Source organism: Alcaligenes sp. HNGD-HTN06 (assembly GCF_049932565.1).
Taxonomy (GTDB): domain Bacteria; phylum Pseudomonadota; class Gammaproteobacteria; order Burkholderiales; family Burkholderiaceae_B; genus Alcaligenes; species Alcaligenes ammonioxydans.
Genome location: NZ_CP187782.1, coordinates 1,391,504 through 1,418,398, shown reverse-complemented (window position 1 = coordinate 1,418,398; position 26,895 = coordinate 1,391,504). Strand labels below are relative to the sequence as shown.

Below are 26,895 nucleotides of genomic sequence, written 5' to 3'. Positions count from 1 at the left end.
GCTGATTGGCTTTTTTCTCTAATCCTAAATCCTACTTACGCAGCAAAATCCTCTTCCCCCAGATACGCGGCTCGTACCTTGGGGTCATGCAGCAACTGCGCAGCCGGGCCTTCCAGAATAATCCGCCCCGACTCCATCACATAGCCCCGATCTCCCAGTTCCAATGCCAAGCGCGCATTCTGCTCGATCAGCAAGATCGTCACGCCTTCTTTGGCAATGGTCTGGATCAGCTCAAAAATCCGCTCAACCATGATCGGGGCCAGCCCCATCGACGGCTCATCCAACAGTAGCAAGGACGGCCGTGAAATCATGGCGCGTCCCATGGCCACCATCTGCTGTTCCCCACCGGACAACGTCCCGGCCGATTGTTTTTTACGCTCAGCCAGTCGCGGAAACAGGGTGTAGATACGTTCGATATCCTGGCGTACTTCGTGATGATCCTTGCGGGTGTATGCCCCCATGGCCAGGTTTTCCTCGATCGTCAGTTGAGGAAAGATGCCCCGCCCTTCCGGCACCATGACCACACCACGGCGCACGAGCTGGTGTGATGGCAGGCCGACTATGCTCTCGCCCTGGTGTTGAATCTGACCGGCAGCCGCCGGAACCAGTCCGGTAATAGCCCGCAAGGTGGTGCTTTTACCAGCACCGTTAGCACCAATCAGGCAAACCAGTTCGCCTTGCCCGACTCGCAGGTCCAGGCCGCGTACCGCCCGGATGCCACCATAAGCCACGTCCAGGCCCCGAATATCCAGCATCAACGGTTCTGTGCTCATGCCTTTTCCTCTTCAACGGTAATACCCAGCTCTTTGGCAGCACCCGCACCCAGATAGGCTTCAATCACACGCGGGTTATGCTGGACTTCGGCAGGTTTACCTTCGGCCAATACTTTGCCGTATTCCAGCACCAGGACTCGGTCACACAGGCCCATGACCAGCTTCATATCGTGTTCGATCAGCAGGACAGTAATGCCGTCACCACGGATTTTTTCAATCAGCTGGCGCAGGACGACGGTCTCGGACGGGTTCATCCCAGCGGCCGGTTCGTCAAGGGCCAGCAACATGGGATCGGTTGCCAAGGCGCGGGCGATTTCCAGGCGGCGCTGGTCACCGTAGGACAAGGACCGGGCAATCTCGTTAGCGTGCTGGGCGATGCCCACGTAATCCAGCAACTCGTAGGCACGGGCCTCGATCTGCTCTTCTTCCTGACGAGTAGCGCGGTTACGCAGCACCGCACCCAGCACGCCTGCGCGGGTGCGGACGTGACGACCAATCATGACGTTTTCCAGGGCAGACAAGCTGCCAAACAAACGAATGTTTTGGAAAGTACGCGCAAAACCGGACTCAGCAATTTGATGAGGCTTGCAATCGGTCAGGTTACGACCCGCAAAGGTGCAGCGGCCCGACTCAGGGATATACAGGCCCGTCATCACGTTGAACAGCGTAGTTTTACCTGCGCCGTTCGGGCCGATCAAACCGTAAATGTCACCTTTGCGAATGCTGAAACTGACATCGGACAAGGCCTGCAAACCGCCGAAGCGCTTGGACAAGCCTTCTGCCTGCAACAGCACCTCGCCCTCTTTTACGTGTTGGTTCATGGTCACACTCATGCTTGCACCTGCTTCATTTTGCGCTCACGACGGCGCACCGCGGAGGGCCATAGCCCTTCCGGGCGGTAGATCATGACCAGTACCAGAGCAAAACCAAACAGGAGCATACGGATGCCGTCCGGGTCCAGAATCACGTCGCCAAACACGCTTTGCTGCAAGGGCACCACGACGGAGCGCAGCAACTCGGGGAAGACGGAAAGCAGCAAGGCACCCACGATCACTCCGGGGATATGTCCCATCCCTCCCAACACAACCATGCACAGCACGGCGATCGATTCGGTCAGGCTGAAACTCTCTGGGCTGACGAAGCCTTGCATGGAAGCAAACAGACCGCCGGCCACGCCACCAAAGGTTGCGCCCATGGCAAAAGCCAGCAGTTTGACGTTACGGGTATTGATGCCCATAGCCTTGGCCGCAATTTCATCTTCACGAATGGCTTCCCAGGCGCGCCCAATACGGGAGTGCTGCAAGCGCACGCAGATGAACACAATCAGCAGGGTGATCAGCAAAAGCAGGTAATAGTACTTTTCCGGCCCGGTTATCCGTATGCCAAACAGGGTTTCCGCTTTACCAAAGATGAAATCACCAATCTTGAAGGTATCGACCCGATTGATCCCTTGCGGGCCGTTGGTGATGTTGATGGGCGCATCCAGATTGTTCATGAAGATGCGGATAATCTCACCAAACCCCAAAGTCACGATGGCCAGATAGTCCCCACGCAGGCGCAGCACCGGAAAGCCCAGCAAAACGCCAAATACCGCTGCCAGGGCAATACCGGCTGGCAACACCATCCAGAAGGGCAAATGCAATCCAAAATGTGGCGAGGCCAACATAGCCCAGACATAGGCGCCTACCGCATAGAACGCGATATAGCCCAGATCCAGCAGGCCGGCAAAACCCACCACGATGTTCAGGCCCAGTGCCAGCATCACATAGAGCAAGGCAAAGTTCAGGGTACGGACCCAGCTCTGACCGGCCATGCCCAACACAAAAGGCAAAATGGCCAGCACCACCCCGATCAGCAGCGCGCCGACCCAGACTTTGGCGGGTGTTGCAGGACGCGGCTTCGAACCCGATCCACCCCATGTTTGATTCAGACTCATGCGCGATCTCCCACACGCTCACCCAACAGGCCCGAGGGACGGAAAATCAGCACCAGGATCAGCACGATGAACGAGAACACATCCTGATAGTTGCTGCCAAAGACGCCGTTGGTCAGGTCACCGATGTAACCGGCACCCAAGGCTTCGATCAGGCCCAGCAGCAAGCCACCCAGCATGGCGCCGCCCAAATTGCCAATGCCACCCAGAACGGCGGCGGTAAACGCTTTCAGTCCCAGCATAAAGCCCATAGTGTATTGAGCTACACCGTAATAAGTGACGATCATCACACCGGCCACGGCAGCCAGGGCCGAACCGATGACAAAAGCGGCGGAAATCACCGTGTTGATGTTCACCCCCATCAAGCCCGCCACTTCCCGGTTCTGGGCAGTGGCGCGCATGGCAGTGCCCAAACGGGTACGATGCACCAGTACCATCAGACCGGACATGATCGCGGCGGCACCGACAATAATCAGAATTTGCAGCAAGCTGATGCGCGCATCGCCCACCTGGAAAACCATGGGCTCAATAATGTGCGGAAAACTCAAATAATTGCGGCCCCAGATCATCATGGCCAAGTTCTGCACAATAAAGGACACACCAATGGCGGTAATCAGCGCCGCCAAACGAGGCGCACGACGCAAGGGCCGATAGGCATAACGTTCGGCGGTCCAGCCTATGCCCATGCAAACAGGGATGGCGGCCAACAAAGCCAAGCCGACCATCAGCCAGGCAGACAAGCCTGCCGGGTCTGCGCCTACCAGCGATAACACCACTGTCGTGGCCAGCATCGCCCCAACCATGACGACGTCACCATGCGCAAAATTTATCAGGCCAATAATTCCGTACACCATGGTGTAGCCGAGCGCCACCAGGGCGTAGACACTGCCCACGGTCAGGCCATTTATTAGTTGTTGTATCAGGATTTCCATAGATTGGGACTCGTGGTCATTGCCCCCTGCCCCGGCGCATGACGATAGAACAGGGAGCGTGGGCCTGCCAGACACAGGCCACGGTAAAGATGAGCCCCGAGGGGCTCAAACTGCAGGCTCAGAAAGGCTTAGTTCGCCTGGCTGACCATGGTTTTCACCATCGTCCACTGGCCATCTTTGACCTCGTAGATGGTGACGGCAATTTCTTTCAGATCACCGTTCTGGTCGTAGGCGATGTTATTGCTGGTCGCACCATTCCGTTTCAGAGCAGCCAGCTTGGGCAGATAGTCTTCAGCCTTGGACGAACCGGCTTCTTTCATGGCCGTAATCATGTTCCAGGCACCGTCATACGCGTAAGGCGCGTAGACACCCGGCTCTGCCTTGAAGCGCGCCTGATAGTCCTTGGCAAACTTCTCGCCAGCAGCCATGGTGGACAAAGGCACACCAGCCAGAGAGGCGTAGGTCCCGTTGGCCGCCCCGCCTGCCAGACGCAAGAAGGTGTCACTGCGGGTCATTTCACCGGATACCAGTGGCGCTTTGATATCCAGCGTTTGCATCTGACGCTTCATGGGGCCGGACTGCGCATCCAAACCACCAAAGAAGATGGCGTCAGGCTGCTTGGACTTGATGTTGGTCAGAATGGAGGTAAAGTCGTTGGCTTTGTCCGTGGTGTACTCACGCGCCACAATCTGACCACCTGCTTTTTCCACGGCACGGGCCACCTGATCCGTCAGACCCTGGCCATACGCGGTACGGTCGTCGATCAGGGCCACTTTCTTGGCGGCCAGATCCTTGACGATGAACTGACCCACGGCAGCGCCCTGCTGAGTGTCGCTGGTCATCATGCGGAAGGTATTGTCGTAACCCTGCTGGGTGTACTCGGGCGAGGTGGCCATGGCGATCTGGGGGATACCCGCGTCGTTGTACACACGCGAGGCAGGAATGGTGGTGCCCGAGTTGAAGTGTCCCAACACGCCATCCACACCCTCGTCCACAATCTGCTGGGCGACCTGAACTGCCGTGCGCGGGTCAGCCTGGTCATCTTTGGCGACCAACTCGAAACGGGCGGTCGCGCCATCAATTTCAATGTTTTGGGCATTGGCCTCTTCCAGCGCCAGCACCAGGCCATTGCGCATGTCTTCACCGTAGTGCGCCTGAGGGCCCGTCAAGGGGGCGGCAAAACCCAGCTTGATGACCTTGTCAGCGGCCAACGCCGGACCTGCTGCCAGTGCCCCAAAAACCGCTGTCGATACCAAGGCCAATTTAAAGCTCATGATGGACTGCATATTGTTCTCCTTCGTTTTTTAATATAGCCGCACTACAAGTGGGCCCGTGCCGTGAGAAAGAACGCAGGGCCGCCGCTCCAGGTGAAATGTGCGACCAAACGTGTGTATAAAAACAGGTGCCTGCCAGATCAACCAACCATCATCAAACTGGCATTACCCCCAGCTGCCGCTGTATTGGTACTGACTGAGACTTCACGCAGCAAACGCTCGACCACGTAGGTTGCGCCCCCCTCCAATTCCTGTGTCAACAAGCCCTGAACCCCGACAATCGGGCCGGGGCGCTCAGCCACGTAACCCAGTACCTGTCGAAGTTCGTCACTGTCGCCTTCAAATAAAACAGCATCATAATCTGCCTCACCCAAATCGGACATGGCAATTTGTTCGGCAGGCGCATCCTGCCACGCTCCCAGACCCAGACGATCCAGCAAGACGGGCTGATTACCACTGCGAGTGCAAGCCTCACGCTGCGCCTGCCAGCCCTGCGCACTCACAGGCATGCACAGCACACGCCCACGCGGGTGGAGCTGGTACAGATTGGATTCGCCGGTGGGACCGGGCAAGACCATACCGTGCTGCTGCCAGCTCTGCAAAGGCAGGTTTTGGGGACAGCGACTGAGCAGACGGCGCAGATACAAAGGGCCACCCGCTTTGGGGCCGGTACCGGACAAGCCTTCGCCACCAAAGGGCTGCACGCCGACCACCGCCCCCACCATATTGCGGTTCACATACACATTACCCGCCCGAATGCGTGAGACTACGCGCTCTACGGTTTCGTCCAGCCGGGTGTGAACACCAAAAGTCAGGCCGTAACCACGCTCGTTGATCTGGTCGATCAGGCCATCCAGCTCGCTACGCTTAAAGCGCATCACATGCAGTACCGGGCCAAAGATTTCGCGCTCCAGATCCTTGACCTGCTCAATCTCGATAATCGTCGGCAATACAAAGGTACCGGTCAGGCTGCGGCTTTGCTCGCTTTGGGTAACACGGAAGCCTGCTTCACGCATCGCCGTAATGTGCTCTTCGATACCGGCACGGGCCTCCTCGTCAATGACGGGGCCTACGTCGGTACTGAGCAGATCCGGATTGCCCACGCTCAGTTCCTGCATGGCCCCGTTGAGCATGTTCAGCACGCGGTCGGCCACATCTTCCTGAATACACAACAAGCGTAAAGCCGAACAACGCTGGCCTGCCGAGTCAAAGGCCGAATTCAGCACATCAAACACAACCTGCTCGGCCAGAGCAGAACTGTCGACCACCATAGCGTTCAGGCCACCGGTTTCGGCAATCAGCGGTACTGCCCGCCCGTCGGCCGTCAGGCGCTGGGCTAATTGACGATTCAAGCCCAGGGCTACCGCTGTCGACCCTGTAAACATGACAGCGTTAACCTTGTCGCTGGCGGCCAATGGGGCACCTACGGATGGGCCATCACCGGGCAAGAGCTGCAAGGCACCGGGAGCAATCCCCGCCTTATGCAGCAGCTCTACAGCCGCCGCCGCAATCAGGCAAGTTTGTTCGGCCGGTTTGGCCAGAACCACGTTACCGGCGGCCAAGGCCGCCGATACCTGCCCCAGAAAAATAGCCAAGGGGAAATTCCAGGGGCTGATGCACAGCACCACGCCTACAGGACGATACTCATCGTTATCGAAGTCACGCAGCACCTGTCCGGCGTAGTAGCGCAGAAAATCTACCGCTTCGCGCACCTCGGCAATCGCATTGGCGTAGGACTTCCCGGCTTCACGCACCAGCAAGCCCATCAAATCCTGCATATTGTCTTCCAGCAATTGAGCCGCCTGCTGCAAAGCGGCGGCGCGCTCCTGCACCGGCGTTGCCTGCCAGATCGGCGCATAATGACTGGCAGCCTCCAGAGCCTGCTCCACATCCTGCGAAGTGGCATACATGACCTGCCCCACCACGTCCTGATGATTGGCCGGATTGCGCACCCATATCGCTTTGGTTTCGTCCCAGACCGGATTGCCCTGACCCAATACAGGCTGAGCCTGGCGCGGCAAGGCAGCTGTTTGCATCAAGGTGGCAGCCAGCGAACCCAGGCGATGCTCATTGCTCAGGTCCAAACCGGCCGAATTCAAGCGCTGCTCGGCACTCCAGTAAAGCTGGCGCGGCAGGGGAATCTTGTCGTGGGGGCGCCCCAATGGTTGCAGGCTCAAGGCCTGGGCCACGGGATCGGCAATCAGTTTATCCAGATCCACATCCGCGTTGCCGATCTGGTTCACAAAGGAGGTATTGGCGCCATTTTCCAGCAGACGACGCACCAGATAGGCCAATAAGGTTTCGTGGGAGCCGACCGGGGCGTAAATACGACATGGACGGTTCAACTTACCCTCTTTGATCGGGCCAACCACTTCCTCATACAAGTCCTCACCCATGCCGTGCAGGCACTGGAACTCATACTGACCCGTGTAATAATTCTGGCCTGCCATCACATAGATTGCCGCCAGCGTTTGCGCATTGTGCGTTGCAAACTGCGGGTATACAGCGTCGGGGGCCTGTAAAAGCTTGCGGGCGCAGGCCAGATACGACACATCCGTGTGAACCTTGCGCGTGTAAACGGGATAATCTTCCAGTCCATCGACCTGGGCACGCTTGATCTCCGAATCCCAGTAAGCGCCTTTGACCAGACGCAGCATCAGGCGATGGCCACTGCGACGGGCCAGATCAATCAGGTAATCAATCACAAAAGGTGCGCGCTTCTGATAAGCCTGCACCACAAAGCCAATGCCATTCCAACCGGCCAGCGAAGGATCAAAACACAGCTTGTCCAGCAAATCCAGAGAGACTTCAAGACGATCTGCCTCTTCCGCGTCTATGTTCAGACCCACATCGTAGTGATGAGCCAGTTGCGCCAGGGACAATAGGCGCGGATAGAGCTCGCGCATGACACGATCGCGCTGGGCCCGGCTATAACGCGGATGCAAGGCTGACAACTTGATGGAAATACCAGGCCCTTCGTAAATCCCACGTCCCTGACTGGCCCGGCCAATCGCGTGGATCGCCTGCTCATAGGCCTGGTAGTAGCGCTGGGCGTCCTCCGCCGTGGTGGCGGCCTCGCCCAGCATGTCGTAGGAATACCGGAAACCCTGTTCCTCAAACTTTCGACTATTGGCCAGGGCCGACGCAATGGTTTGCCCAGTCACAAACTGCTCGCCCATCATGCGCATGGCAACGTCCACGCCTTTGCGAATCAGGGGTTCGCCACCTTTACCGATCATGCGAGTCAACGCAGAGGACAAGTTCTTTTCGCTATTGACGCTGACCAGCCGGCCGGTCAACATCAAGCCCCAGGTGGCGGCGTTCACAAACAAGGAGGGTGACTCGCCAACGTGCGCACGCCAATCGCCATGGCTGATCTTGTCGCGAATCAGAGCGTCACGGGTGGCACGATCGGGGATGCGCAGCAGGGCTTCGGCCAGACACATCAGCGCCACCCCTTCCTGACTGGACAGAGAGAACTCCTGGATCAGACCTTCGACCCCGCCGCCACGACGCTTGGCACGCAACGCCTTGACCAGACGCGCTGCCAGTTCCTGGGCGCGGGCACTTTGCGATGAACGCGCTGCGCTAAGCAGCAAGGGCAGGCAGTCGGTTTCAGGACGGCGGTACGCCGCGGTAATCGCGGCACGCAGGACACTTTGGGGTTGCACATCTTGGGCAAAACCATAGAAAGGAATGGCCGGCATGACGACGCCATCTTCGGCCAGTTCCGCATCGCCCCCACTTAACAGAGCCAGCTCACTGGGCAGCACACCTCGTTCTATCCCTTCGATATACGACAGCAGCGCTTGTTTATGCAGCCAATGCGGAGTGCATTGCAATTGATCCGCCGCACGCCGCAAACGCTCGCGCAGCTCTATATCGACTTTAATCCCTAAGGTTGTGCTGGCCATGCTTCTTATCCCGGTTACGCTGTATTGACTGCGATATGCCGAAATAATACTGACGGTTAACCTAAATCTGTATTCAGGTTAACCCGCAACAGAACGGGTTAACCTTTTATCTTATGCGGCGCACAGCATAGACTTGCCCAGGTTAACCGGGATAGGTTTACCTTGCATCTGAGCCGCCAATGCATCTGCCCAACGCTGCTGCAATTGACGGTGGGCCGTCACTAATTCAGTAATGCCAGTGGCAGGCTCGGAATCGAGCCAGCGGCACTGCCGAATGGGTGCCTCAAAACCCAGGGGCGTCAAGGTCCAACTCAGTTCCAAGGTGGCACGCTCGCCATACACCGAATCAAAACGTTGAACCAGGACATCAATCTGCCAACGGGGCGTGTTGGTTGCTGCGCTGGCCAACTGGGGCACGCCCAGGCGATTTTGCAGACCGGACACCAGCGCCAAGGACATTTCATCGGGCAAAGGCGATGCCCACTGGCTATCGTTCAGCAGCTTGACCTGCCCCCCTGCCGCTTGCGTCAGCACCAGAGAACGACGGTCCAACTGCGCCGGTACATCCAGGCGTCGCAACTGAAACCCTTTCCAGGGCTGTGCGGAAACCGCCTTGTCTGCCGGGACTGCCTCTGGGGCCTGCAAGGTGTAATAAGTTGGCGTGCTCGAGGCACAGGCGGTGAGCAAACTGGCAATCGCCACAGGAATCAGTAAACGGGACATCATGGCGCGGGCTCCGGCAACACGTCAGGGGAACGACCTCGCAATACGGCAGAGGGCTGGCTTTGCAAGGTATCGCTTAAATCACGCAAGGATCGCAAGGAGCGCTTGAGCTCACTTAGCGTTTGATCGACAGAGGCATTGAAGGCGGAATCCGAATCGAGCATGGCACCCAGCTTCTGGACAGCCGCATCCATGGATTTAAGGGCTCCATTCAGTTGCGGTACGGTGGTCTTGTCCAACTGCTTGAGCACTTGTCCCAGCTCGGTCAACCCGCTTTGCAGATTCTTGCCAATCTGGTCAAAAGGAACCGCCGCAATCTTGGTGACAATATCGCTGACCTGCTCTTGCAGGCGATCAAAATCGCCAGCAATAACGGGTACTACAAGGGGTTTGGTGGTGTCATCCAATTCCGCGGCAGGCGCTTTGTCAAAGAACTCCAGAGCAATATATTGCTGGCCGGTAATCAGGCTGGCCGGCCGCAATTGGGCACGCAGACCACGTTCAACCATCGGTTTGAACAAGGCGCTGACCGGGTCCTTGTCGTCCGGACGATTCTCCACCACCTGTTCATACAGATGACCGAAGCGCTGCGGATAAATACGCGCTTTCACCAGGGCAAAGAAACGTTTGCGCTCAAAGTCAAACTCCAGATCCACATCATAGACCTGCCCCAGCTCCAGCCCCCGGAACTCCACCTTGGAGCCGGGCACCAAGCCACGCACGGACTGATGGAAATGGAAACGCAGCTCGACGGCCGGGCCATCAGGCTCGGCCATGGCGCGCTCCTGCGTGGGAAACAGCTCGTATTGAGTGTCCGCCTTCGCCACCTCCAAGGGTTCGCCTTCCATCTGATCAAACGCCAGGCCCCCGGCCAGCGCCGAAACCAGCGAATGCGTACGCACATTGAAGCCAGTGGAATCCAAGGACATATTGACACCGCTAACATTCCAGAAGCGTGATCCCTGCGTCACGAACTTATCATTAGGAGCGTCCACGAATACCTGTATGCGCACCCCATTGCCGTCCTCATTCAGCTCATAGCTGCTGACCTGCCCCACCTGGATGCCCTTGTAGTACAGCGGTGAGCCCAAATCCAGCGAACCCAGTTCGGGCGCGGTCAACACATAGCGTTTTCCTGCCCGGCCACTGGTCACCTCGGGCGGACTTTCCAGACCCACAAAATCCAGTTGCTCGGCCTTCTTGTCGACCGCAAAAGGGGCATCCACACCGATGTATACCCCAGACAGCAAGGTGCCCAACCCCGACACGCCACTCAAGCCCAAACGAGGACGCACCACCCAAAAGCGTGTTCCTTCCTGAGTAATGAACTCCGAGCCGTCGCGCTCCAATTGCGCCGTCACCAGCACCCCTTTTCGGTCTGGTGATACCTGAATGTCCGAGATTGTCCCCACATCCACTTCGCGGTAACGCAGCTTGGTCTGGTCCACGGCCAGCCCTTCGGCCGAGTCAAAACTGATCGTGATGCGAGGTCCGGTCAGCATCCAGTTACGCAGCACCAATGAGGCACCGACCAGCGCCGCAGCAATGGGCAAGATCCAGATCCAGGAGAATCGGGATTGCTTGGAGGGAATCAGTTTAGGTTGTGCAGGCTCGGTCTGGCCGTCAGGCTGATGTGTTTTTGATTCTTGCACCTTGTTTCCTTCAGGAAGTCGCCCGGGTACCAGGCGGAGACGGCTTTGGTCGCGGTTCTATGAGTAACTCTTCTCGAGGGTCCAGATCCCAGCCCTGGCGAGGGTCATAACTTAACGCGGCCAGCATGGTCAAGACAACAACAATGCCAAAACTCAAGGCCCCCGCGCCGGGAATGATCTGCGATAAGCCCGGAAAGTTCGCCAAGGCTGCCATGAGCACCACGACGAATACGTCCAGCATGGACCACTGCCCGATCAGCTCGACCATATCGTAAATGCGGTTGCGTTGCCGCTGCACCTCATTGCCCCGCCAGCGCCGTCCTATCAGCAGAATCACCAGGGCCAAGAGCTTGGTAATGGGAACGACAATACTGGCAATAAAAACAATCAGGGCCAAGTCCCAGGAGCCCAATTGCCAAAGCTGGATCACCCCACCCAAAATAGTGTGGGCACTCGTGCCCATAATGCTGCGCAGTTCCATGACGGGCAGGACGTTGGCCGGAATGTAAAAGACACAGGCCGTCAGCACCAGCGCCGCCACCCGCGCACGGCTATTGGGTTTGCGTTTGTGAACGGGCGCTGCACAACGGCCACAACGTGAGTTCTGGCTGGACTGGACAAACCCGCAATGGGTGCAGGCGCTCCAGGCCGGATACGCTTTCAAGTCCTGGCGGGTTGCAATCGGAACCAGATCACGATCCTCGGCCCAACGCCAAAGTCGGCCTGCCGTAATACGGCTCAGGCCGGTCAGCAAAAAGGTCAGGGCAAAAAATGCATACAAGCCCGGCGCCACCGTCAAATGCCCTATTCCGGCAAACTTCACGATAGCCACGATTAGCCCCAGGAACAACACGGCTGTCATGGACCAGTGCTCAAGATGACTCAAGGCTCTTAGCCCCACTCCGAAATCCGCGGGCAACGGTTTTTCACGGGCGATCAGACCCAAGGCCCAAAATTGAAAGATCAACTGGAACAAGGGCAGCCAGAACCCCACCAGCCCGGCCATCACGGACAAGCCCCAATACCCTTGCTGCCAGATCAGCAACAAGGCCTTGGGAAAGGTGAGAGCCACCGTTTTTCCCGCCATGCTCAGATGGACGACAGGAAACAGGTTGGCAATCAGAAAAAGAATGAAAACTGCCAAAACCAGCGCTTGCCATTCACGTGGTGAAAAGCGGCTGTGGCGGTACAGTTCGGTATCGCAACGTACACAACGAGCGAGCCCCGCTCCTTGAACGGGGACTCGCTCGTGTACGGTGTCACAATGCGTACAGACGATCAAGGGGCGCGATGCCCTCACGGCTTAGTCGACTAATTCCGGCTCGGGACGCGAAGAAGCCTTGCTGCCGGGCTCATCAGGTCCTGAAGAAGGATATTCCAGTACCACTTCACCGTTCTCGTCCAGATCGACCTCGACCTGTCCCCCATCCACCAGACGGCCAAACAAGAGCTCGTCAGCCAAGGCGCGACGGATGGTGTCCTGAATAAGCCGATGCATGGGGCGAGCACCCATGGCAGGATCAAAGCCCTTGGCAGCCAGATGATCGCGCAAGGCATCCGAGAAGGTCACTTCCACCCGCTTCTCGTGAAGCTGGTTTTCCAGTTGCATCAGGAACTTGTCCACCACGCGCAGGATGATATCGCGCGACAATGGCTTAAAGCCAATAATGGCATCCAGACGGTTGCGGAACTCTGGCGAGAAATGACGCTTGATATCCTGCATTTCATCGCCCGAGCGCTGAGCCTGCGTAAACCCGATACTGGTCTTGTTCAGGGCCTCGGCCCCCGCATTGGTGGTCATGATCAAGATAACGTTGCGGAAATCTGCCTTGCGGCCATTGTTATCCGTTAGCGTACCGTGATCCATCACCTGCAGCAGGATGTTATAGACATCCGGGTGCGCTTTCTCGATTTCGTCCAGCAAGAGCACACAGTGGGGCTGCTTGGTGACCGCTTCAGTCAGCAAACCACCCTGATCAAACCCCACATAGCCGGGAGGCGCACCAATCAGACGCGATACGGTGTGACGCTCCATGTACTCGGACATGTCAAAGCGCAGCAACTCCACGCCCAGCACAAAGGCCAATTGACGAGCCACTTCAGTCTTACCCACACCGGTCGGGCCGGAAAACAGGAAGGAACCGATAGGCTTGTCGGGTAACCCCAGGCCAGAACGGGCCATCTTGATGGCGGCAGCCAGGGCATCAATCGCCATGTCCTGACCGAACACCACCGATTTCAGATCGCGCGCCAAGGTTGCCAGCTTATTGCGATCGTCGCTGGATACGGTCTGAGGCGGAATGCGGGCAATGCGCGAGACCGTTGCCTGGATATCGGCCTTGCCAATAACTTTCTTCTGCTTGGAGCGCGGCAACAAACGCTGCGCGGCTCCGGCTTCGTCGATCACATCAATGGCCTTATCCGGCAAAAAGCGGTCATTGATGTAGCGTGCAGACAACTCTGCAGCCGCAGTCAGGGCGGCCGCCGAATAGCGCACGCCGTGATGCTCTTCGAAGTTGGCTTTCAGTCCACGCAAAATCTGGATGGTCTGCTCAACCGTCGGCTCGGCCACATCGATTTTCTGAAAACGACGCGACAGGGCGTGGTCTTTTTCGAAAATACCGCGGTACTCCGAATAGGTCGTCGCCCCCAGACACTTGAGCTGACCAGAAGACAAGGCAGGCTTGAGCAGATTGGACGCATCCAGCGTACCACCCGACGCCGAGCCAGCGCCGATCAAGGTATGGATCTCGTCGATAAACAAAATGGACTGGGCCGTTTCCTTGAGCTGCTTGAGCACGGCTTTCAGACGTTGCTCAAAGTCGCCACGGTACTTGGTGCCAGCCAGCAAGGCACCCATATCCAGCGCATACACACGTGCCTGGCTAAGAATGTCCGGCACATCGCCACGCTGAATACGCAAGGCCAGGCCTTCGGCAATTGCGGTCTTGCCCACGCCGGCCTCGCCCACCAGCAAGGGATTATTCTTGCGGCGACGGCACAGCACCTGGATGACACGCTCCACTTCCTTCTCGCGGCCAATCAGAGGGTCAATACGACCCAGGCTGGCTTCGGTGTTCAGGTCGGTGGCGTACAGATCCAGCGGCGACTTCTGGGCATCCGAACGAGTATCGGTTTCCGAAGCGGCGGCCGGTTTGGGTGGCTCGGGAGCGGCAGGCTCCGGATTGGCCTTGGTAATGCCGTGGGAGAGGAAATTGACGACATCCAGACGCGTGACACCTTGCTGCTGCAGGTAATACACCGCGTGCGAATCTTTTTCCCCATACATCGCCACCAGCACATTCGCTCCAGACACCACATTTTTACCGGAGTTACTGGACGATACGTGCATGATGGCACGCTGAATCACACGCTGAAAGCCCAACGTGGGCTGGGTGTCGACCTCGCCCTCGCCAGGAAAAGTGGGCGTATTTTCGTTGATGAATTTACGCAGGTTCTGGCGCAGTGCATCAATATCGGCAGCACATGCTTTCAACACTTCCAGTGTGGAGGCGTTATCGAGCAGGGACAACAGCAGATGCTCTACCGTGATGAATTCATGGCGCGCGGCACGAGCCTCGACAAAGGCCATGTGTAGACTGACTTCAAGTTCTTCGGAGATCATGCTTCCTCCTACACGGCAAGAGTAAAACTAGGGGTTAAGGCTATTCTATGACTAATTTGCCTGATCTGAACAATACGGTAAACCATTAAATGGTCAAGCATCAGGCACCGGTTCCATCACGCACTGCAAAGGGTGCTGTCGCGACTGCGCCAGTTGTCGCACAATTTCCACCTTGGTGGCCGCGATGTCGCGCGGATACACCCCACAGACAGCCCGACCTTCGTAATGTACTTTAAGCATAAGCTGTTCGGCCTGCTCCGGGGTTTTGGCAAACACCCGCTCCAGTACACTCACCACAAACTCCATGGGCGTGTAGTCATCATTGAGCAAGATGACCTGATACATGGGTGGTGGGGCAAGCCGCGCGGATTGGCGCTCTACCGTTGTGGCGCCTTGCTTATCGATCTCAATGGCCATAATACAGAACTAGGTGCTTTCCATAGGTTGACTGGGGGGAACAAAATTCAGCATCATCCGACTGATCGTGTCAACTTCATAAAAAAATGGAGTACCGCGATCACAGGCCCAGGGAGGGGCCGCAAAAAGTATCAACCATACACTAAGTTGAGAGGCAGCAAGCATGTCGGAAACTACCACCACCGCAGGCACTGGAGACAATCAAAAACTATCCGGGACCGTTAAGTGGTTCAATGACGCCAAAGGCTTTGGGTTTATTACACCCGATAACGGCGGCGAAGATCTCTTCGCTCATTTTTCATCCATTCAGATGAACGGGTTCAAGACGTTGAAAGAAGGCCAGAAAGTTCTGTATGAAGTTGCCCAAGGCCCCAAAGGCAAGCAGGCACTTAATATTACTTCGCCTTAAGATTTCTTGCGCTCTCGATTCTAACAAAAGCAGGTTCGCAACACACATGCAGTATCGCACGACGACTACGGGGCCTGCGCGCCCTGTTTTTTTTGCCTGTCTTCTGGCCGCGTTTTGCATCAGCGCCCCGGCCCTGGCAAATGAGACTCTTCCCACCCTGACACTGAAACTGGGTTCCAAACAGATCCAGGCCGAAGTGGCTGATCGCGATGAGACGCGTGCACAAGGTTTGATGCATCGAGAAAGCCTGCCCCCCGATCACGGCATGTTATTTGTATTCGAACAAACCGGAATGCCTTGCTTCTGGATGAAGAATACGCCTTTGCCGCTGGATATTGCCTTCATTACGGATGACGGCACCATTAGCAATATCGAGGCCATGCAACCCTTTGATCTTCAATCCCACTGCCCGGTGCAACCCGTACGCTACGCCCTGGAGATGGAGCAGGGCTGGTTTAAGCAGGCCAATAAAAAGGCCGGTGAGAAGATCACCGGCCTGCCTGCTCTAAAACCCTAGCTTAGACGCGCTCAAGAATCAAAGCCACGCCCTGACCGACGCCAATACACATGGTGCACAGGGCGTAGCGGCCACCAGTACGATGCAGTTGATTGATAGCTGCAATCGCCAAACGCGCGCCACTGGCACCCAGCGGGTGGCCCAACGCAATTGCGCCCCCATTCGGGTTCACGCGCGGATCATTGTCGGCCAGGCCCAGCATGCGCGTGACCGCCAGACCCTGCGCGGCAAAGGCCTCGTTCAATTCAATCACATCCATTTGATCCAAGGTCAGTCCGGCCAGGGCCAGGACTTTCTGGCTGGCAGGAGCGGGGCCAATACCCATGATGCGGGGCTCCACGCCGGCAAACGCCATGGCCACCACACGCGCCCGAGGTGTCAGACCATGCGCCTGCACGCTTGCCTTGTTGGCAACCAACAGTGCGCAGGCCCCATCGTTCACCCCAGACGCATTGCCAGCGGTGACGGTACCATCGGCACGCACGACAGGTTTCAAACGAGCCAGAGACTCCAGCGTCGTAGCACGGGGATGCTCATCCTTGTCCACCACAATGGCATCGCCTTTGCGCTGCGGAATAATTACAGGCGTAATTTCCTCAGCCAGAATGCCGGCCTCCTGAGCAGCGGCCGCACGCAACTGACTGTTGAGCGCAAACAGGTCCTGGTCTTCACGCGACACGTTGAACTGCTGCGCCACATTCTCAGCCGTTTCGGGCATGGAATCCACCCCGTACTGCTCTTTCATGGCCTTGTTGATGAAACGCCAGCCGATCGTGGTGTCGTACATTCCTGCGCTGCGGGAAAAAGCTGTTTCCGCCTTGCCCACGACGAAGGGAGCACGGCTCATGCTTTCCACACCACCGGCCAGGATGAAGGAAGCATCGCCGGCGCGAATCGCGCGAGCGGCCGAACCAATCGCGTCCAGGCCCGAGCCACACAGACGGTTCAGGGTCACACCGGGCACGTCCACGGGCAAACCAGCCAACAGCGCAGACATGCGCGCAACGTTACGATTGTCTTCACCGGCTTGATTGGCGCAACCGTACATCACGTCATCGAGCTTGCTCCAATCGACTTGCGGATTGCGCTTCATCAGGGCTGCGATGGGCACTGCGCCCAGGTCATCCGCCCTCACAGCGGACAGCGAACCACCATAACGTCCGAAAGGCGTACGAATTGCGTCACAAATAAAGGCGTCCTGAGTCATGAAAATCACCCTGATAACTGGAATAAAATGAGGCGAGCGCCCTCTACAGAACGCTCCAAATCTACTGTTTTGATAGTAGCGCCTGAGCATCACGGGTATTTTCCCCGTCCCTGCGGCTGTCCACACCGTGGTCATTTTAACAGAGTGACTTCCGATGCCCAGACCAGCAAACTACGCCCCCTTGCCAGACCGACCCGCCACAAGACCCCGTGACAGGCTGTCTGGTCACCTTGCTCCGCGGCCCCGGCACACGTCCCGCAATTTCGTTGCGCATGGCATACTTGCCACGTCGACACCCCCTACAGGCTCATCATCATGCTAGGCAACCCCGAAGTCATCAATTATTTGAATCAATTGCTACGCGGCGAACTGGCAGCACGCGACCAATACTTTATCCATTCCCGGTTTTATGAACATCTGGGCTTTACCCGGCTCTACGAGCGAATGAACCATGAAATGGAAGAAGAAACCCAGCATGCCGACGCCCTGATCCGCCGGATTCTGATGCTCGACGGCATTCCTGACATGCGACCTACCGCGTTTGAGCCCGGGCATGACGTAGTGAGCATGCTGCGCAAAGACCTGGATCTGGAATACGAAGTGCGTGCCGCATTGCGCAAAGGGATTGAACTGGCCGAATCCGCCAGCGACTTCGTGACGCGCGACATCATTCTGGCTCAACTGCGTGACACAGAAGAAGACCACGCCTATTGGCTGGAAAAACAATTGGGCTTGATAGAGAAAGTCGGCCTGGAAAATTATCAGCAATCACAGATGTAAAAACCAGCAGACCCCTGCCAGGCTCAAGCCGCGCTTTCCTGAGCAGTCTCAAGGCCAAAAAAAACCGCCAGCATGCGCTTGGCGGTTTTTTTATTAGTGGGCAGTCCTCTGATGAGCACTGCCCTTCCCTAAAGCGTTTAGCCCAGGTTCTTGGCCGCAAAATCCCAGTTCACCAGGTTCCAGAAAATTTCCAGGTACTTGGGACGGGCGTTGCGGTAGTCGATGTAGTAAGCGTGTTCCCAGACGTCACAGGTGATCAAGGCAACATCATCGGAGGTCAGGGTCGTGCCAGCGTTGCTGGTGTTGACGATATCCAGGGAACCGTCGGCCTTTTTGACCAACCAGGTCCAGCCCGAACCGAAGTTGCCAACAGCAGACTTGGTAAAGGCTTCTTTGAAGGCATCGAAGCTGCCCCATTTTGCATTGATGGCGTCAGCCAGCTTGCCGGTAGGAGCGCCGCCGCCATTGGGAGCCAGGCTGTTCCAGTAGAAAGTGTGGTTCCAGACCTGAGCAGCGTTGTTGAACACGCCACCGGAGGATTTCTTGACCACATCTTCCAGGGAAGCATTTTCGAATTCGGTGCCAGCAACCAGATTGTTCAGGTTGGTGACGTAAGCCTGATGATGCTTACCGTAGTGATACTCCAAGGTTTCTTTGGAGATGTGTGGCTCAAGGGCGTTGAGTTCGTATGGAAGAGCTGGAAGAGTGAATGCCATTTCAATTCCTTCTAAAAAAAAAACCGTGTTTGGTATCCAACAAGGACGACGCAGCCTAAAGCAGATCGTGCGTGCGCACCACATCCACCGTCACATGACCGCGACTCAACTCGACATCGAGTCGTTCACCAATCTTTAAGTCTAACGCATTTTTTACAACTTTCCCCTCGCTATCCCTGACTATGGCATATCCACGATTGATGATAAGGCGAGGCGACAAGGCCTGAAGCGTTTGCTGGGCCGCCGCCAGACGCTGGCGACGCAGAATCAGGGCATGAGCCAGGCTTTTTTCCAGCCGCTGGAAAAGCAAGTTCAGACTTTGCTCTCGTACAGCTACCTGAGGAATGCTGCGCACCAGCCGCGCCTTAAGCGTAGCCAGACGCAACGCCGCCGCCTCGGGAGCTCCTCGGGCCACTCGCTGCAGCCTTTGTGTCAAGTGATCCAGCCGCTGTTGCTGTTGAACCAGCCGCTGATGCGGAGAGACCAGCTTGGCAACGGCGCGATCCAGGCGCAAAGAGGCACGATCCAGGTGACGCTGCACGCCATGACTTAAGGCCCCCAGGCGGGCGAACATCTGCTCGAGCAGTTGATCGCGACCCAGACAGGCCAGCTCAGCCGCGGCCGTCGGGGTGGGCGCGCGCAGGTCCGCCACAAAATCAGCAATCGTAAAGTCTGTCTCGTGCCCCACCCCGCTAATCACAGGGATGGGACTGGCAGCAATCAAACGCGCCAGCCCCTCATCGTTAAACGCCCAAAGATCCTCCAGGCTGCCACCACCTCGCACCAATAGCAGCGTATCAACCTCGGAGCGCTCAATGGCCGTTTCCAGCGCCTGCCGCAACCGGCCGGGCGCGTCAGCACCCTGTACGGGCGCCGGGTAAATAATAATGCGTACATGCGGAGCGCGTCGCTCCAGCGCGGTTAATACATCCCGCAGCGCGGCAGCCGCCAGTGAGGTGATGATGCCGATGCTGCGCGGCAAGCTGGCGATCGGGCGCTTGCGCTCCGGCTCAAACAGCCCCTCACTTTGCAATTGGCTTTTCAGACGCAAGAACGCCTCATGCAAGTCACCCAAGCCGGCGCGCCGCATCCCCTCGACCTGAACCTGAAAGTCCCCACGTGCCTCATACAAGGTGACTGAGCAACGAAACTCGAACCGTTCACCCGCCCGCGGCACAAAACCCACAGCCTGGGCCCGCCCCCGAAACATCACTGCACGCACGGCGGCCTTGTCGTCCTTGATGGAGAAGTACCAGTGTCCGGAAGCAGCCTGAGTAAAGTTGGACACTTCGCCACTAACCCACACCACTGGCATATGCTCATCGAGCAGTTGACTGACGCGGCGGTTCAACTGTGCCACAGTCCACACGACAGGCGCTCTAGATTCTTGATAATGCATCATATTCTTTATTTTTGTTTCGCCCCAAACCACTTTTCCACCGATTCGTATCCACAACTGTCATGTGTTTGTCAAATAGACGCCAAGACAATAGCTTCCGTTCAACACTTGATGCGAAACTTTATGGAAACCCAATAAGTCATTGAAAACAAAAGGCATTTGAGAAAACATACAGATGGTCGAAAATTAGCCAGGGAACCTCTAAACCACCGCCCGAGCCACTATGGGACATTTTATACACAGAATTATCCACAGTTTTTGTGGATAGTTTTAGAACTCCATCTATGACTTCACATACATCAGCGGCGTCCCTGCGTCGGGGGAAGAAAAGATCCTAAAGTGTACTCCGGTCACACCGGAACATTCCCGCAATCCAAACGGGGGCTCTACAATAAGCACTGGTTTACTTCGCGACCGGAAACTCAACCTGTGCTTACTTTGATCCATGCCGCCGGCTGGCCCGTCTGGTTCTTGCTGGCCTGCTCTATTCTAGCCCTGGGACTGATCCTGGAACGCCTGCTGGCCCTGCGCAGCAAGCGTATCTTACCGGACGGCCTGGCCCGCCAGATCACTGAGCTGACCGCCCAAAACCGCATACAGGACGAGTCCTTAGCCCGACTGTATGACAACTCCCCCTTGGGCCGTGTGCTGGCCACTGTGCTGAGCAACCGGCATCAGCCTGCCGCTGTGCGCGAGGCGGCGGTCGAGGCGCAAGGCAGAGAGGTCAGCTACCAGTTGAACAAGTACATCCCGGCACTGGGCACCTTGGCCGTGATCGCCCCGTTGCTGGGTCTTTTTGGTACCGTGATCGGCATGATCGACATTTTTGCCGCCTACGACCCCAGCGGTGCCGACCCCAGTCTGATCGCTCGCGGCATCTCCGTTGCGCTCTACAACACCGCTTTAGGGATTCTGATTGCTGTTCCAGCCATGATCTTTCATCGCTACTTCCGTAGCCGTGCAGACTACCTGCTGCATTGTCTGGAATGTGAGGCTGGCGCACTGAACCGCCTGCTAATTCAGAGGGCTGGCTGATGCGCTTTCGCCGAGCACAAGATCAAGACACCCTGGAGCTGAATCTGGTGCCTCTGATTGATGTCCTGCTGGTGGTGCTGATTTTTCTGGCCGCCACCAGCACGTTTGTTCGCTACCGCCAACTGGATGTCTCCCTGCCCCAGGCTCAGGCCCAGGTGTCCCAGGAAGCCGAACTTTTACTGGCCATCAGCCAGGACGGACGGTATGCCCTGAACGGCCTGTGGCTGGATGCCAGTAGCGGCGCTCCACTTCGCCAAGCCCTGACGGGCGAGAAAATGGATCAAAACACCAGTCTGCTGATTCTGGCCGATGCACAGGCTCCGCACTTTACGGTAGTCCAGGCCATGGAGGCCGCTCGTGAAGCGGGCATCCACCGTATTCACTTTGCCACCCAGGCGCCATGAGTGTGCGCGTGCGCCTGACCAACTGGCTGCATCGCCAGTGGCAGAAGAAAGGCTGGTTCAGCGTTTTAATGCGTCCACTGTCCGTCTTGACCGGTTTTTTTGTCCGACGCAAGCGGCAGCGTTATGAGAACGATCCTCACGCCTCTTACCGCAGTCCGGTGCCGGTGATAGTCGTGGGTAATATCATCGTGGGCGGTGCTGGCAAGACACCCGTCGTAATGGCCCTGACCGAACAATTGCGCGCTTTGGGATGGACACCCGGTATTGTCAGCCGCGGGTATGGCGTAGACATCGGCCCGGCCCCTCGCGTTGGTCAAGGTCAATTAGCCGCAACGCAATTTGGTGACGAACCGGCTCTGCTCGCCACCCAGACCCAGGCACCGATCGCCGTTCATCCTCGCCGCGCTCTGGCCACCCAGGCTTTGCTCCAGACTTTCCCTGCCGTCGATCTGATTATTTCGGACGACGGCCTGCAACATCTGGCCCTGCAACGCGATATGGAAGTCGTGGTCCAGGATGCTCGCGGTGTCGGGAACGGCTTGCTGCTACCGGCCGGCCCTCTGCGCGAAGGCCCCGAGCGTCTGCACCAGGCAGACTGGCTGATCAGCCAGGTTGTGGCCGACCAGCCCCCGCCCGCTATGCCTCAAGCTCCTGAGTCAGGCCGGTCCCTGACCATGAGCCTGCGTCCCTATCAAGTGGAGCATCTCGCCTCAGGTCGTCGCATGGACTGGGCCGCCTGGCTAACAGAGTACCGCCATCAGGATCTGCAAGCGCTGGCAGCGATCGGCCAGCCTGCCCGCTTTTTCACCATGCTGCGCGCCTGTGGTCTGCAATTAAGCCGGACTTTCCCCCTGCCCGACCATGCCGCCTTGCAAGCACAGGACTTTCAGGGCCTGCATGAAGGGCCAGTACTCATTACGCGCAAAGACGCCGTAAAATGCCAGCACCTGAATGACCCACGGCTGTGGGTTGTCGATGTCCAGCCCGTGTTCTCACGCCCAGACTGGATTGCTGAACTGGATAGCCTGCTGCGCGAACGGCGCTCAACCTCACCCTCATTACCCGGAGTTCAATAATGGAAGCTCGCCTACTCGAAGTGCTGGTCTGCCCCTTGTGCAAAGGCCCGCTGCGCCACGACCGCGAACAGCAAGAACTGGTCTGCAAGGCCGACAAACTGGCCTTCCCCATTGTGGACGGCATTCCCACCATGCTGATCAACGAAGCTCGTCAACTAGACGCGCAGGTACCTGCCAGCCGCTGATATGACCTTTTCCGTCATCATCCCGGCCCGCCTGGGCTCAACCCGCCTGCCCAACAAACCGCTGGCCGATATTGCAGGCCAACCCATGATCGTGCGTTGTGCTCAACAGGCAGCGCAAAGCGCGGCGCGTCAAGTCTGGGTCGCGACCGACTCGCCGCAGGTGCTGGAGGCGGTTCAGGCCCATGGTTTCCATGCCCTGCTGACCGATGCCGAACACCCCACTGGCACCGACAGACTGGCCCAGGCGGCAAGACTGCTGGACCTGGCCGAAGACGAAATCGTGGTCAATGTGCAAGGGGATGAACCACTGATCCAGCCTGAGCATATCAATGCGGCTGCCCAGCTTCTGGCCCGCAGCGGACAGGCTGACATTGCCACCTTGGCGGCTCCGATCACCAACGCCGAGACGCTGTTCAATCCCAATGCCGTCAAAGTCGTGTGCGACCTCAACGACCGCGCTCTGTATTTCTCTCGCGCCCCCATTCCCTGGGCGCGTGATGCCCTGGCCCAGGGAGACCGGATATTGGCCGACGAGCTTCCCGCATTGCACCATATCGGCCTGTACGCCTACCGAAATCGCTTCTTGCAGCAATACGCCCAGTTGCCGCGTGGGCCGCTGGAGCATTTTGAGTCTCTGGAGCAGCTCAGAGCCCTGGAAAATGGCTTCCAGATTATGGTTCACCGCCTTCGGGAGATTCCTGCTGCAGGCGTGGACACCGAGCAAGACCTGGAAAGAGTACGCGCTCACTTCGCAAATCGGTTATAAAAGATCTTTTTTCTGCGCTTTCCGAATAAAAAATGCGCTAAATATGCTGCAACGCATCATCAAGCGAGAATCGGATCGACGCATTTCCTGGAGGAATTCATGCGACTCATACTGCTCGGGCCCCCTGGTGCCGGCAAAGGCACTCAAGCTGCTTTCATTACCGAGAAATTTGGTATTCCACAAATTTCCACGGGCGATATGTTGCGTGCCGCTGTCAAAGCCCAATCCCCGCTGGGTGTAGAAGCCAAAAAAATCATGGACGCCGGCGGCCTGGTCTCCGATGACATCATCATCGGGCTGGTTCGCGACCGTCTGAAAGAAGCAGACTGTGAGCCCGGCTACCTGTTTGATGGTTTCCCTCGCACGATCCCCCAGGCCGACGCCTTGAAAGATGCCCAGGTCAAACTGGACTTCGTGATCGAGATCGACGTGCCCGAAGAGAGCATTATCGAACGCATGAGTGGCCGCCGCATCCATGCAGCCAGCGGTCGTAGCTACCACGTCACCTTCAATCCGCCCAAGACCCCCGGCGTGGACGATGTGACCGGTGAACCCTTGCTTCAGCGCGACGATGATCGTGAGGAAACCGTCCGCCACCGCTTGTCTGTCTATCGCGAGCAGACCCGCCCTCTGGTCGATTACTACTCGCAATGGTCAGCCACCGGCGACCCACACGCTCCGGCCTATCGCAAGATTTCCGGCGTGGGCAGCGTCGATGAGATTCGCCAGCGTATCCTGGACGCCCTGGCAAGCTAAGCCAATATTCAACCGGCCCCCAGGGCCGGTTGTTCATTATTCAAGGGAGACAAGCTCATGCAAATCAATAACAAGACTTTTATCGTGACGGGCGGCGCATCCGGTCTGGGCGCAGGCACTGTGCGCATGCTGGTGGAACACGGTGCGCGTGTGGTGATTGCCGACATTCAGGATGAAGCCGGGCAGGCGCTGGCCCAAGAGCTGGGCCAAGATTACCTGCATTGTGACGTCACCTCGGAACAAGACGCCCAGGCCGTCGTGGATCTGGCTTGCCAGGACAGTGCCCGCCCCCTGTTCGGTTTGGTCAACTGTGCTGGCGTGGCCCCTGCCTCGCGCACCGTAGGACGTAATGGCCCACACACGCTGGAGCTGTTTCAGAAAACCGTCATGATCAACCTGGTCGGCACCTTCAATATGTGTCGTCTAGCCGCCGCTGCCATGAGCAGCAATACCCCCGAAGCCTCGGGCGAGCGCGGCGTGCTGATCAATACGGCTTCGGTTGCCGCCTACGACGGGCAGATCGGACAAGCCGCTTACGGTGCCTCCAAAGCCGGCGTCGTGGGCTTGACCCTGCCCCTGGCTCGCGATCTGGCCCAGACCGGTATTCGTGTCATGACGATTGCTCCCGGCATCTTTGGCACCCCCATGATGTTTGCCATGCCCCAGGAAGTTCAGGACTCCCTGGCAGCCAGCATCCCTTTCCCATCACGTCTGGGTCGCCCTGAAGATTTCTCCCAACTGGTGCAGAGCATCATCAATAATGAAATGCTCAATGGCGAGACCATCCGTCTGGATGGCGCCATTCGTATGGCACCAAAATAACTTTCTGCATCGGCTCCAATGGGTTTGTTTCGCTCGGCGGCCACGATTAGTGGCCTGACACTGCTCTCGCGCATTACCGGACTGGCACGCGATATTCTGATTGCCCGCGCCTTTGGGGCGGGCCCGCTTACCGATGCGTTCTGGGTGGCCTTTCGCATTCCCAACCTGCTGCGGCGTTTGTTTGCGGAAGGCGCGTTTTCGCAGGCTTTCGTTCCCATTCTGGGGCAGGTACGTAAAGAGCACGAGCAGGACAAGGTCCAGCAGTTGCTGGACCGCGTTGCGCTGCTGTTGACCTTTGCCGTAATGCTGGTGACCATCATCGGTATAGTGGCGGCGCCGTGGGTCGTCAGCGCCATGGCCAGTGGCTTGACCTCGCCCGAGCGGCACACCGAATTTGGCGCCGCCATCACCATGACCCGCTTGATGTTCCCCTACATCATCTGTATGTCACTGGTGGCGTTTGCTTCTGCCGTACTCAATACCTGGAGTCGCTTTGCGATTCCTGCCTTCACGCCTATCTTGCTGAATCTGTCCATGATTGGCGCCAGTCTGTTTCTGGCCCAACACATGGAAACCCCCATTTATGCCCTGGCTATCGGGGTGATGGCCGGTGGTCTGGCCCAACTGCTGGTGCAGTGGGCCGCCCTGGCTCGCCTGGGACTACTGCCACGATTTTCGCTACGGCTGGGAGAAGCACGCCGCGACCCCATCGTGCAACGCATTCTCAAACAGATGCTGCCCGCCATCCTGGGGGTATCTGTGGCGCAGATATCCTTGCTGATCAATACCAATATTGCTACCTGGCTGCAGTCGGGCAGCGTCACCTGGCTATCCTTTGCCGATCGCCTGATGGAGTTTCCCACCGCACTGCTCGGGGTGGCGCTGGGTACCGTCCTGTTGCCCAAGCTGTCTGCCGCCCATGCCGGTCAGGATGACAAGAACTACAGCGCCCTGCTTGACTGGGGCCTGCGCCTGGTCCTGTTGCTGGGTCTGCCTGCTGCACTGGGCATGGCCTTGCTCTCGGATGGTCTGGTGGCCACCCTGTTTCACTACGGGGCCTTTGCCGCTGCCGACGTCGCTCAGACCCGCCTGGCGGTGGGAGCGTATTCAGTCGGTCTGGTCGGCCTGCTGGCCATCAAAATCCTGGCACCCGGCTTTTACGCTCGCCAGGATATCCGCACTCCCGTCCGTATCGCCATTGCCGTTCTCATCATTACCCAGCTCTTCAATCTTGTGCTGGTACCTGCCTTCGCCCATGCGGGACTGGCGCTGTCCATCGGACTGGGGGCCACCGTCAACGCCCTGACCTTACTGGTGATGCTGCGCAAACGCGGCATTTACCAGCCCCATCCCGACTGGTTGCGTTTTTTCCTGAGAATCATTCCGGCCTTGCTCGCCTTGGCCGCGATCCTCGTGCTGGCAGACCGCCACATCGACTGGATCAGTCTGGGGGCAAGCCCCTGGCTGCGTGTACTGGCCCTGAGTGGGGTGTTGGCTGCCAGCGGCATTTCCTATTTCGGTATGTTGTTTATCGTGGGCATTCGGCCCTCTTACTTTACAAAGCGCACTTAGTATCCTAG

Annotated in this window: 25 protein-coding genes; 11 read left to right on the top strand and 14 right to left on the bottom strand. The window is 57.6% G+C overall.

What is annotated here, in order from left to right; genetic code table 11:
- Positions 1 to 35: 35 nt before the first annotated feature.
- The 11 genes from ACOZ42_RS06470 to clpS form a co-directional block, all read right to left on the bottom strand.
- A complete protein-coding gene (locus tag ACOZ42_RS06470) occupies positions 36 to 773 on the bottom strand; it encodes an ABC transporter ATP-binding protein (protein ID WP_131071556.1) in 738 nt (245 codons plus the stop codon).
- Entirely contained in the window at positions 770 to 1,606 is an 837-nt protein-coding gene (locus tag ACOZ42_RS06465) for an ABC transporter ATP-binding protein (protein WP_003801463.1), read from the bottom strand. The genes ACOZ42_RS06470 and ACOZ42_RS06465 overlap by 4 nt, the downstream gene beginning before the upstream one ends.
- Positions 1,603 to 2,586 (bottom strand): ABC transporter permease subunit, encoded by a 984-nt coding sequence (locus tag ACOZ42_RS06460; RefSeq protein ID WP_230406319.1) that lies wholly within the window; start codon positions 2,584 to 2,586, stop codon positions 1,603 to 1,605. The genes ACOZ42_RS06465 and ACOZ42_RS06460 overlap by 4 nt, the downstream gene beginning before the upstream one ends.
- Before the next feature lie 119 nt (positions 2,587 to 2,705).
- Positions 2,706 to 3,638 carry a branched-chain amino acid ABC transporter permease gene (locus ACOZ42_RS06455; protein ID WP_003801466.1) on the bottom strand — a complete coding sequence of 311 codons (933 nt, stop codon included), beginning with the start codon at positions 3,636 to 3,638 and terminating at the stop codon, positions 2,706 to 2,708.
- Positions 3,639 to 3,766: 128 nt separating this feature from the next.
- Complete coding sequence (locus tag ACOZ42_RS06450; RefSeq protein ID WP_039943347.1) at positions 3,767 to 4,912, bottom strand: branched-chain amino acid ABC transporter substrate-binding protein; 1,146 nt, start codon at positions 4,910 to 4,912, stop codon at positions 3,767 to 3,769.
- 140 nt (positions 4,913 to 5,052) lie between these two features.
- Positions 5,053 to 8,826, bottom strand: coding sequence for a trifunctional transcriptional regulator/proline dehydrogenase/L-glutamate gamma-semialdehyde dehydrogenase (putA, locus tag ACOZ42_RS06445; protein ID WP_301607182.1), 3,774 nt, complete (start codon positions 8,824 to 8,826; stop codon positions 5,053 to 5,055).
- Positions 8,827 to 8,937: 111 nt separating this feature from the next.
- Positions 8,938 to 9,552, bottom strand: a complete 615-nt coding sequence (locus tag ACOZ42_RS06440) for a PqiC family protein (RefSeq protein WP_219235922.1) — start codon at positions 9,550 to 9,552, stop codon at positions 8,938 to 8,940.
- Positions 9,549 to 11,201 (bottom strand): intermembrane transport protein PqiB, encoded by a 1,653-nt coding sequence (locus ACOZ42_RS06435; RefSeq protein WP_219235920.1) that lies wholly within the window; start codon positions 11,199 to 11,201, stop codon positions 9,549 to 9,551. The genes ACOZ42_RS06440 and ACOZ42_RS06435 overlap by 4 nt, the downstream gene beginning before the upstream one ends.
- A gap of 10 nt (positions 11,202 to 11,211) precedes the next feature.
- On the bottom strand, positions 11,212 to 12,501 hold the full coding sequence (locus ACOZ42_RS06430) for a paraquat-inducible protein A (RefSeq protein WP_426345694.1): 1,290 nt from the start codon (positions 12,499 to 12,501) through the stop codon (positions 11,212 to 11,214).
- A 3-nt stretch (positions 12,502 to 12,504) separates the two neighbouring features.
- Positions 12,505 to 14,826: an ATP-dependent Clp protease ATP-binding subunit ClpA gene (gene clpA, locus ACOZ42_RS06425; protein WP_003801478.1), complete on the bottom strand. Its 2,322-nt coding sequence runs from the start codon at positions 14,824 to 14,826 to the stop codon at positions 12,505 to 12,507.
- Between the two features lie 93 nt (positions 14,827 to 14,919).
- A complete protein-coding gene (gene clpS, locus ACOZ42_RS06420; protein WP_240208820.1) occupies positions 14,920 to 15,243 on the bottom strand; it encodes an ATP-dependent Clp protease adapter ClpS in 324 nt (107 codons plus the stop codon).
- A 163-nt stretch (positions 15,244 to 15,406) separates the two neighbouring features.
- Between clpS and ACOZ42_RS06415 the strand changes: the two genes are divergently transcribed.
- Together ACOZ42_RS06415 and ACOZ42_RS06410 are read left to right on the top strand one after the other, a co-directional pair.
- Complete coding sequence (locus ACOZ42_RS06415) at positions 15,407 to 15,652, top strand: cold-shock protein (RefSeq protein WP_003801483.1); 246 nt, start codon at positions 15,407 to 15,409, stop codon at positions 15,650 to 15,652.
- Positions 15,653 to 15,698: 46 nt separating this feature from the next.
- Positions 15,699 to 16,169 carry a DUF192 domain-containing protein gene (locus ACOZ42_RS06410; RefSeq protein ID WP_003801484.1) on the top strand — a complete coding sequence of 157 codons (471 nt, stop codon included), beginning with the start codon at positions 15,699 to 15,701 and terminating at the stop codon, positions 16,167 to 16,169.
- A 1-nt stretch (position 16,170) separates the two neighbouring features.
- Here ACOZ42_RS06410 and pcaF read toward each other — a convergent pair whose 3' ends face one another.
- Positions 16,171 to 17,376 (bottom strand): 3-oxoadipyl-CoA thiolase, encoded by a 1,206-nt coding sequence (pcaF, locus tag ACOZ42_RS06405; protein WP_003801486.1) that lies wholly within the window; start codon positions 17,374 to 17,376, stop codon positions 16,171 to 16,173.
- 315 nt (positions 17,377 to 17,691) lie between these two features.
- On the opposite strand from pcaF, the gene bfr reads away from it, so the two are divergent.
- The gene (gene bfr / locus ACOZ42_RS06400) at positions 17,692 to 18,156 is read left to right on the top strand and encodes a bacterioferritin (protein WP_003801489.1); all 465 of its coding nucleotides are present in this window, start codon (positions 17,692 to 17,694) and stop codon (positions 18,154 to 18,156) included.
- Between the two features lie 137 nt (positions 18,157 to 18,293).
- On the opposite strand, the gene sodB is transcribed toward bfr, so the two are convergent.
- Together sodB and xseA are read right to left on the bottom strand one after the other, a co-directional pair.
- Positions 18,294 to 18,872: a superoxide dismutase [Fe] gene (sodB, locus tag ACOZ42_RS06395; protein ID WP_003801491.1), complete on the bottom strand. Its 579-nt coding sequence runs from the start codon at positions 18,870 to 18,872 to the stop codon at positions 18,294 to 18,296.
- A 55-nt stretch (positions 18,873 to 18,927) separates the two neighbouring features.
- The gene (xseA, locus tag ACOZ42_RS06390; protein ID WP_426345693.1) at positions 18,928 to 20,274 is read right to left on the bottom strand and encodes an exodeoxyribonuclease VII large subunit; all 1,347 of its coding nucleotides are present in this window, start codon (positions 20,272 to 20,274) and stop codon (positions 18,928 to 18,930) included.
- A gap of 426 nt (positions 20,275 to 20,700) precedes the next feature.
- Between xseA and ACOZ42_RS06385 the strand changes: the two genes are divergently transcribed.
- The 8 genes from ACOZ42_RS06385 to murJ all read left to right on the top strand — a co-directional run bounded on the left by ACOZ42_RS06385 (position 20,701) and on the right by murJ (position 26,887).
- Positions 20,701 to 21,306, top strand: coding sequence for a MotA/TolQ/ExbB proton channel family protein (locus ACOZ42_RS06385; protein ID WP_003801496.1), 606 nt, complete (start codon positions 20,701 to 20,703; stop codon positions 21,304 to 21,306).
- Positions 21,306 to 21,710, top strand: coding sequence for an ExbD/TolR family protein (locus ACOZ42_RS06380; RefSeq protein ID WP_003801497.1), 405 nt, complete (start codon positions 21,306 to 21,308; stop codon positions 21,708 to 21,710). Before ACOZ42_RS06385 ends, ACOZ42_RS06380 begins: the two co-directional genes overlap by 1 nt.
- Positions 21,707 to 22,786: a tetraacyldisaccharide 4'-kinase gene (gene lpxK / locus ACOZ42_RS06375; RefSeq protein ID WP_059317769.1), complete on the top strand. Its 1,080-nt coding sequence runs from the start codon at positions 21,707 to 21,709 to the stop codon at positions 22,784 to 22,786. The genes ACOZ42_RS06380 and lpxK overlap by 4 nt, the downstream gene beginning before the upstream one ends.
- Positions 22,786 to 22,971, top strand: a complete 186-nt coding sequence (locus ACOZ42_RS06370) for a Trm112 family protein (protein WP_426345692.1) — start codon at positions 22,786 to 22,788, stop codon at positions 22,969 to 22,971. Before lpxK ends, ACOZ42_RS06370 begins: the two co-directional genes overlap by 1 nt.
- Before the next feature lies 1 nt (position 22,972).
- Positions 22,973 to 23,737, top strand: coding sequence for a 3-deoxy-manno-octulosonate cytidylyltransferase (kdsB, locus tag ACOZ42_RS06365; RefSeq protein ID WP_059317770.1), 765 nt, complete (start codon positions 22,973 to 22,975; stop codon positions 23,735 to 23,737).
- A 99-nt stretch (positions 23,738 to 23,836) separates the two neighbouring features.
- Positions 23,837 to 24,493 (top strand): adenylate kinase, encoded by a 657-nt coding sequence (adk, locus tag ACOZ42_RS06360; RefSeq protein ID WP_003801506.1) that lies wholly within the window; start codon positions 23,837 to 23,839, stop codon positions 24,491 to 24,493.
- Between the two features lie 57 nt (positions 24,494 to 24,550).
- Complete coding sequence (locus ACOZ42_RS06355) at positions 24,551 to 25,315, top strand: 3-hydroxyacyl-CoA dehydrogenase (RefSeq protein ID WP_003801508.1); 765 nt, start codon at positions 24,551 to 24,553, stop codon at positions 25,313 to 25,315.
- An 18-nt stretch (positions 25,316 to 25,333) separates the two neighbouring features.
- Positions 25,334 to 26,887, top strand: a complete 1,554-nt coding sequence (gene murJ / locus ACOZ42_RS06350; protein WP_003801509.1) for a murein biosynthesis integral membrane protein MurJ — start codon at positions 25,334 to 25,336, stop codon at positions 26,885 to 26,887.
- Positions 26,888 to 26,895: the final 8 nt, after the last annotated feature.

What these genes read in the sequence shown, in the direction of transcription:
- kdsB (WP_059317770.1), top strand. Translation starts at nt 22,973, where the DNA reads ATGACCTTTTCCGTCATCATCCCGGCCCGCCTGGGCTCAACCCGCCTG.
- murJ (WP_003801509.1), top strand. Translation starts at nt 25,334, where the DNA reads ATGGGTTTGTTTCGCTCGGCGGCCACGATTAGTGGCCTGACACTGCTC.
- adk (WP_003801506.1), top strand. Translation starts at nt 23,837, where the DNA reads ATGCGACTCATACTGCTCGGGCCCCCTGGTGCCGGCAAAGGCACTCAA.
- ACOZ42_RS06455 (WP_003801466.1), bottom strand. Translation starts at nt 3,638, where the DNA reads ATGGAAATCCTGATACAACAACTAATAAATGGCCTGACCGTGGGCAGT.
- bfr (WP_003801489.1), top strand. Translation starts at nt 17,692, where the DNA reads ATGCTAGGCAACCCCGAAGTCATCAATTATTTGAATCAATTGCTACGC.
- lpxK (WP_059317769.1), top strand. Translation starts at nt 21,707, where the DNA reads ATGAGTGTGCGCGTGCGCCTGACCAACTGGCTGCATCGCCAGTGGCAG.
- pcaF (WP_003801486.1), bottom strand. Translation starts at nt 17,376, where the DNA reads ATGACTCAGGACGCCTTTATTTGTGACGCAATTCGTACGCCTTTCGGA.
- ACOZ42_RS06355 (WP_003801508.1), top strand. Translation starts at nt 24,551, where the DNA reads ATGCAAATCAATAACAAGACTTTTATCGTGACGGGCGGCGCATCCGGT.
- ACOZ42_RS06370 (WP_426345692.1), top strand. Translation starts at nt 22,786, where the DNA reads ATGGAAGCTCGCCTACTCGAAGTGCTGGTCTGCCCCTTGTGCAAAGGC.
- ACOZ42_RS06460 (WP_230406319.1), bottom strand. Translation starts at nt 2,586, where the DNA reads ATGGCCGGTCAGAGCTGGGTCCGTACCCTGAACTTTGCCTTGCTCTAT.
- ACOZ42_RS06410 (WP_003801484.1), top strand. Translation starts at nt 15,699, where the DNA reads ATGCAGTATCGCACGACGACTACGGGGCCTGCGCGCCCTGTTTTTTTT.
- ACOZ42_RS06440 (WP_219235922.1), bottom strand. Translation starts at nt 9,552, where the DNA reads ATGATGTCCCGTTTACTGATTCCTGTGGCGATTGCCAGTTTGCTCACC.
- xseA (WP_426345693.1), bottom strand. Translation starts at nt 20,274, where the DNA reads ATGATGCATTATCAAGAATCTAGAGCGCCTGTCGTGTGGACTGTGGCA.
- ACOZ42_RS06450 (WP_039943347.1), bottom strand. Translation starts at nt 4,912, where the DNA reads ATGAGCTTTAAATTGGCCTTGGTATCGACAGCGGTTTTTGGGGCACTG.
- ACOZ42_RS06470 (WP_131071556.1), bottom strand. Translation starts at nt 773, where the DNA reads ATGAGCACAGAACCGTTGATGCTGGATATTCGGGGCCTGGACGTGGCT.
- putA (WP_301607182.1), bottom strand. Translation starts at nt 8,826, where the DNA reads ATGGCCAGCACAACCTTAGGGATTAAAGTCGATATAGAGCTGCGCGAG.
- clpA (WP_003801478.1), bottom strand. Translation starts at nt 14,826, where the DNA reads ATGATCTCCGAAGAACTTGAAGTCAGTCTACACATGGCCTTTGTCGAG.
- ACOZ42_RS06415 (WP_003801483.1), top strand. Translation starts at nt 15,407, where the DNA reads ATGTCGGAAACTACCACCACCGCAGGCACTGGAGACAATCAAAAACTA.
- sodB (WP_003801491.1), bottom strand. Translation starts at nt 18,872, where the DNA reads ATGGCATTCACTCTTCCAGCTCTTCCATACGAACTCAACGCCCTTGAG.
- ACOZ42_RS06380 (WP_003801497.1), top strand. Translation starts at nt 21,306, where the DNA reads ATGCGCTTTCGCCGAGCACAAGATCAAGACACCCTGGAGCTGAATCTG.
- clpS (WP_240208820.1), bottom strand. Translation starts at nt 15,243, where the DNA reads ATGGCCATTGAGATCGATAAGCAAGGCGCCACAACGGTAGAGCGCCAA.
- ACOZ42_RS06465 (WP_003801463.1), bottom strand. Translation starts at nt 1,606, where the DNA reads ATGAGTGTGACCATGAACCAACACGTAAAAGAGGGCGAGGTGCTGTTG.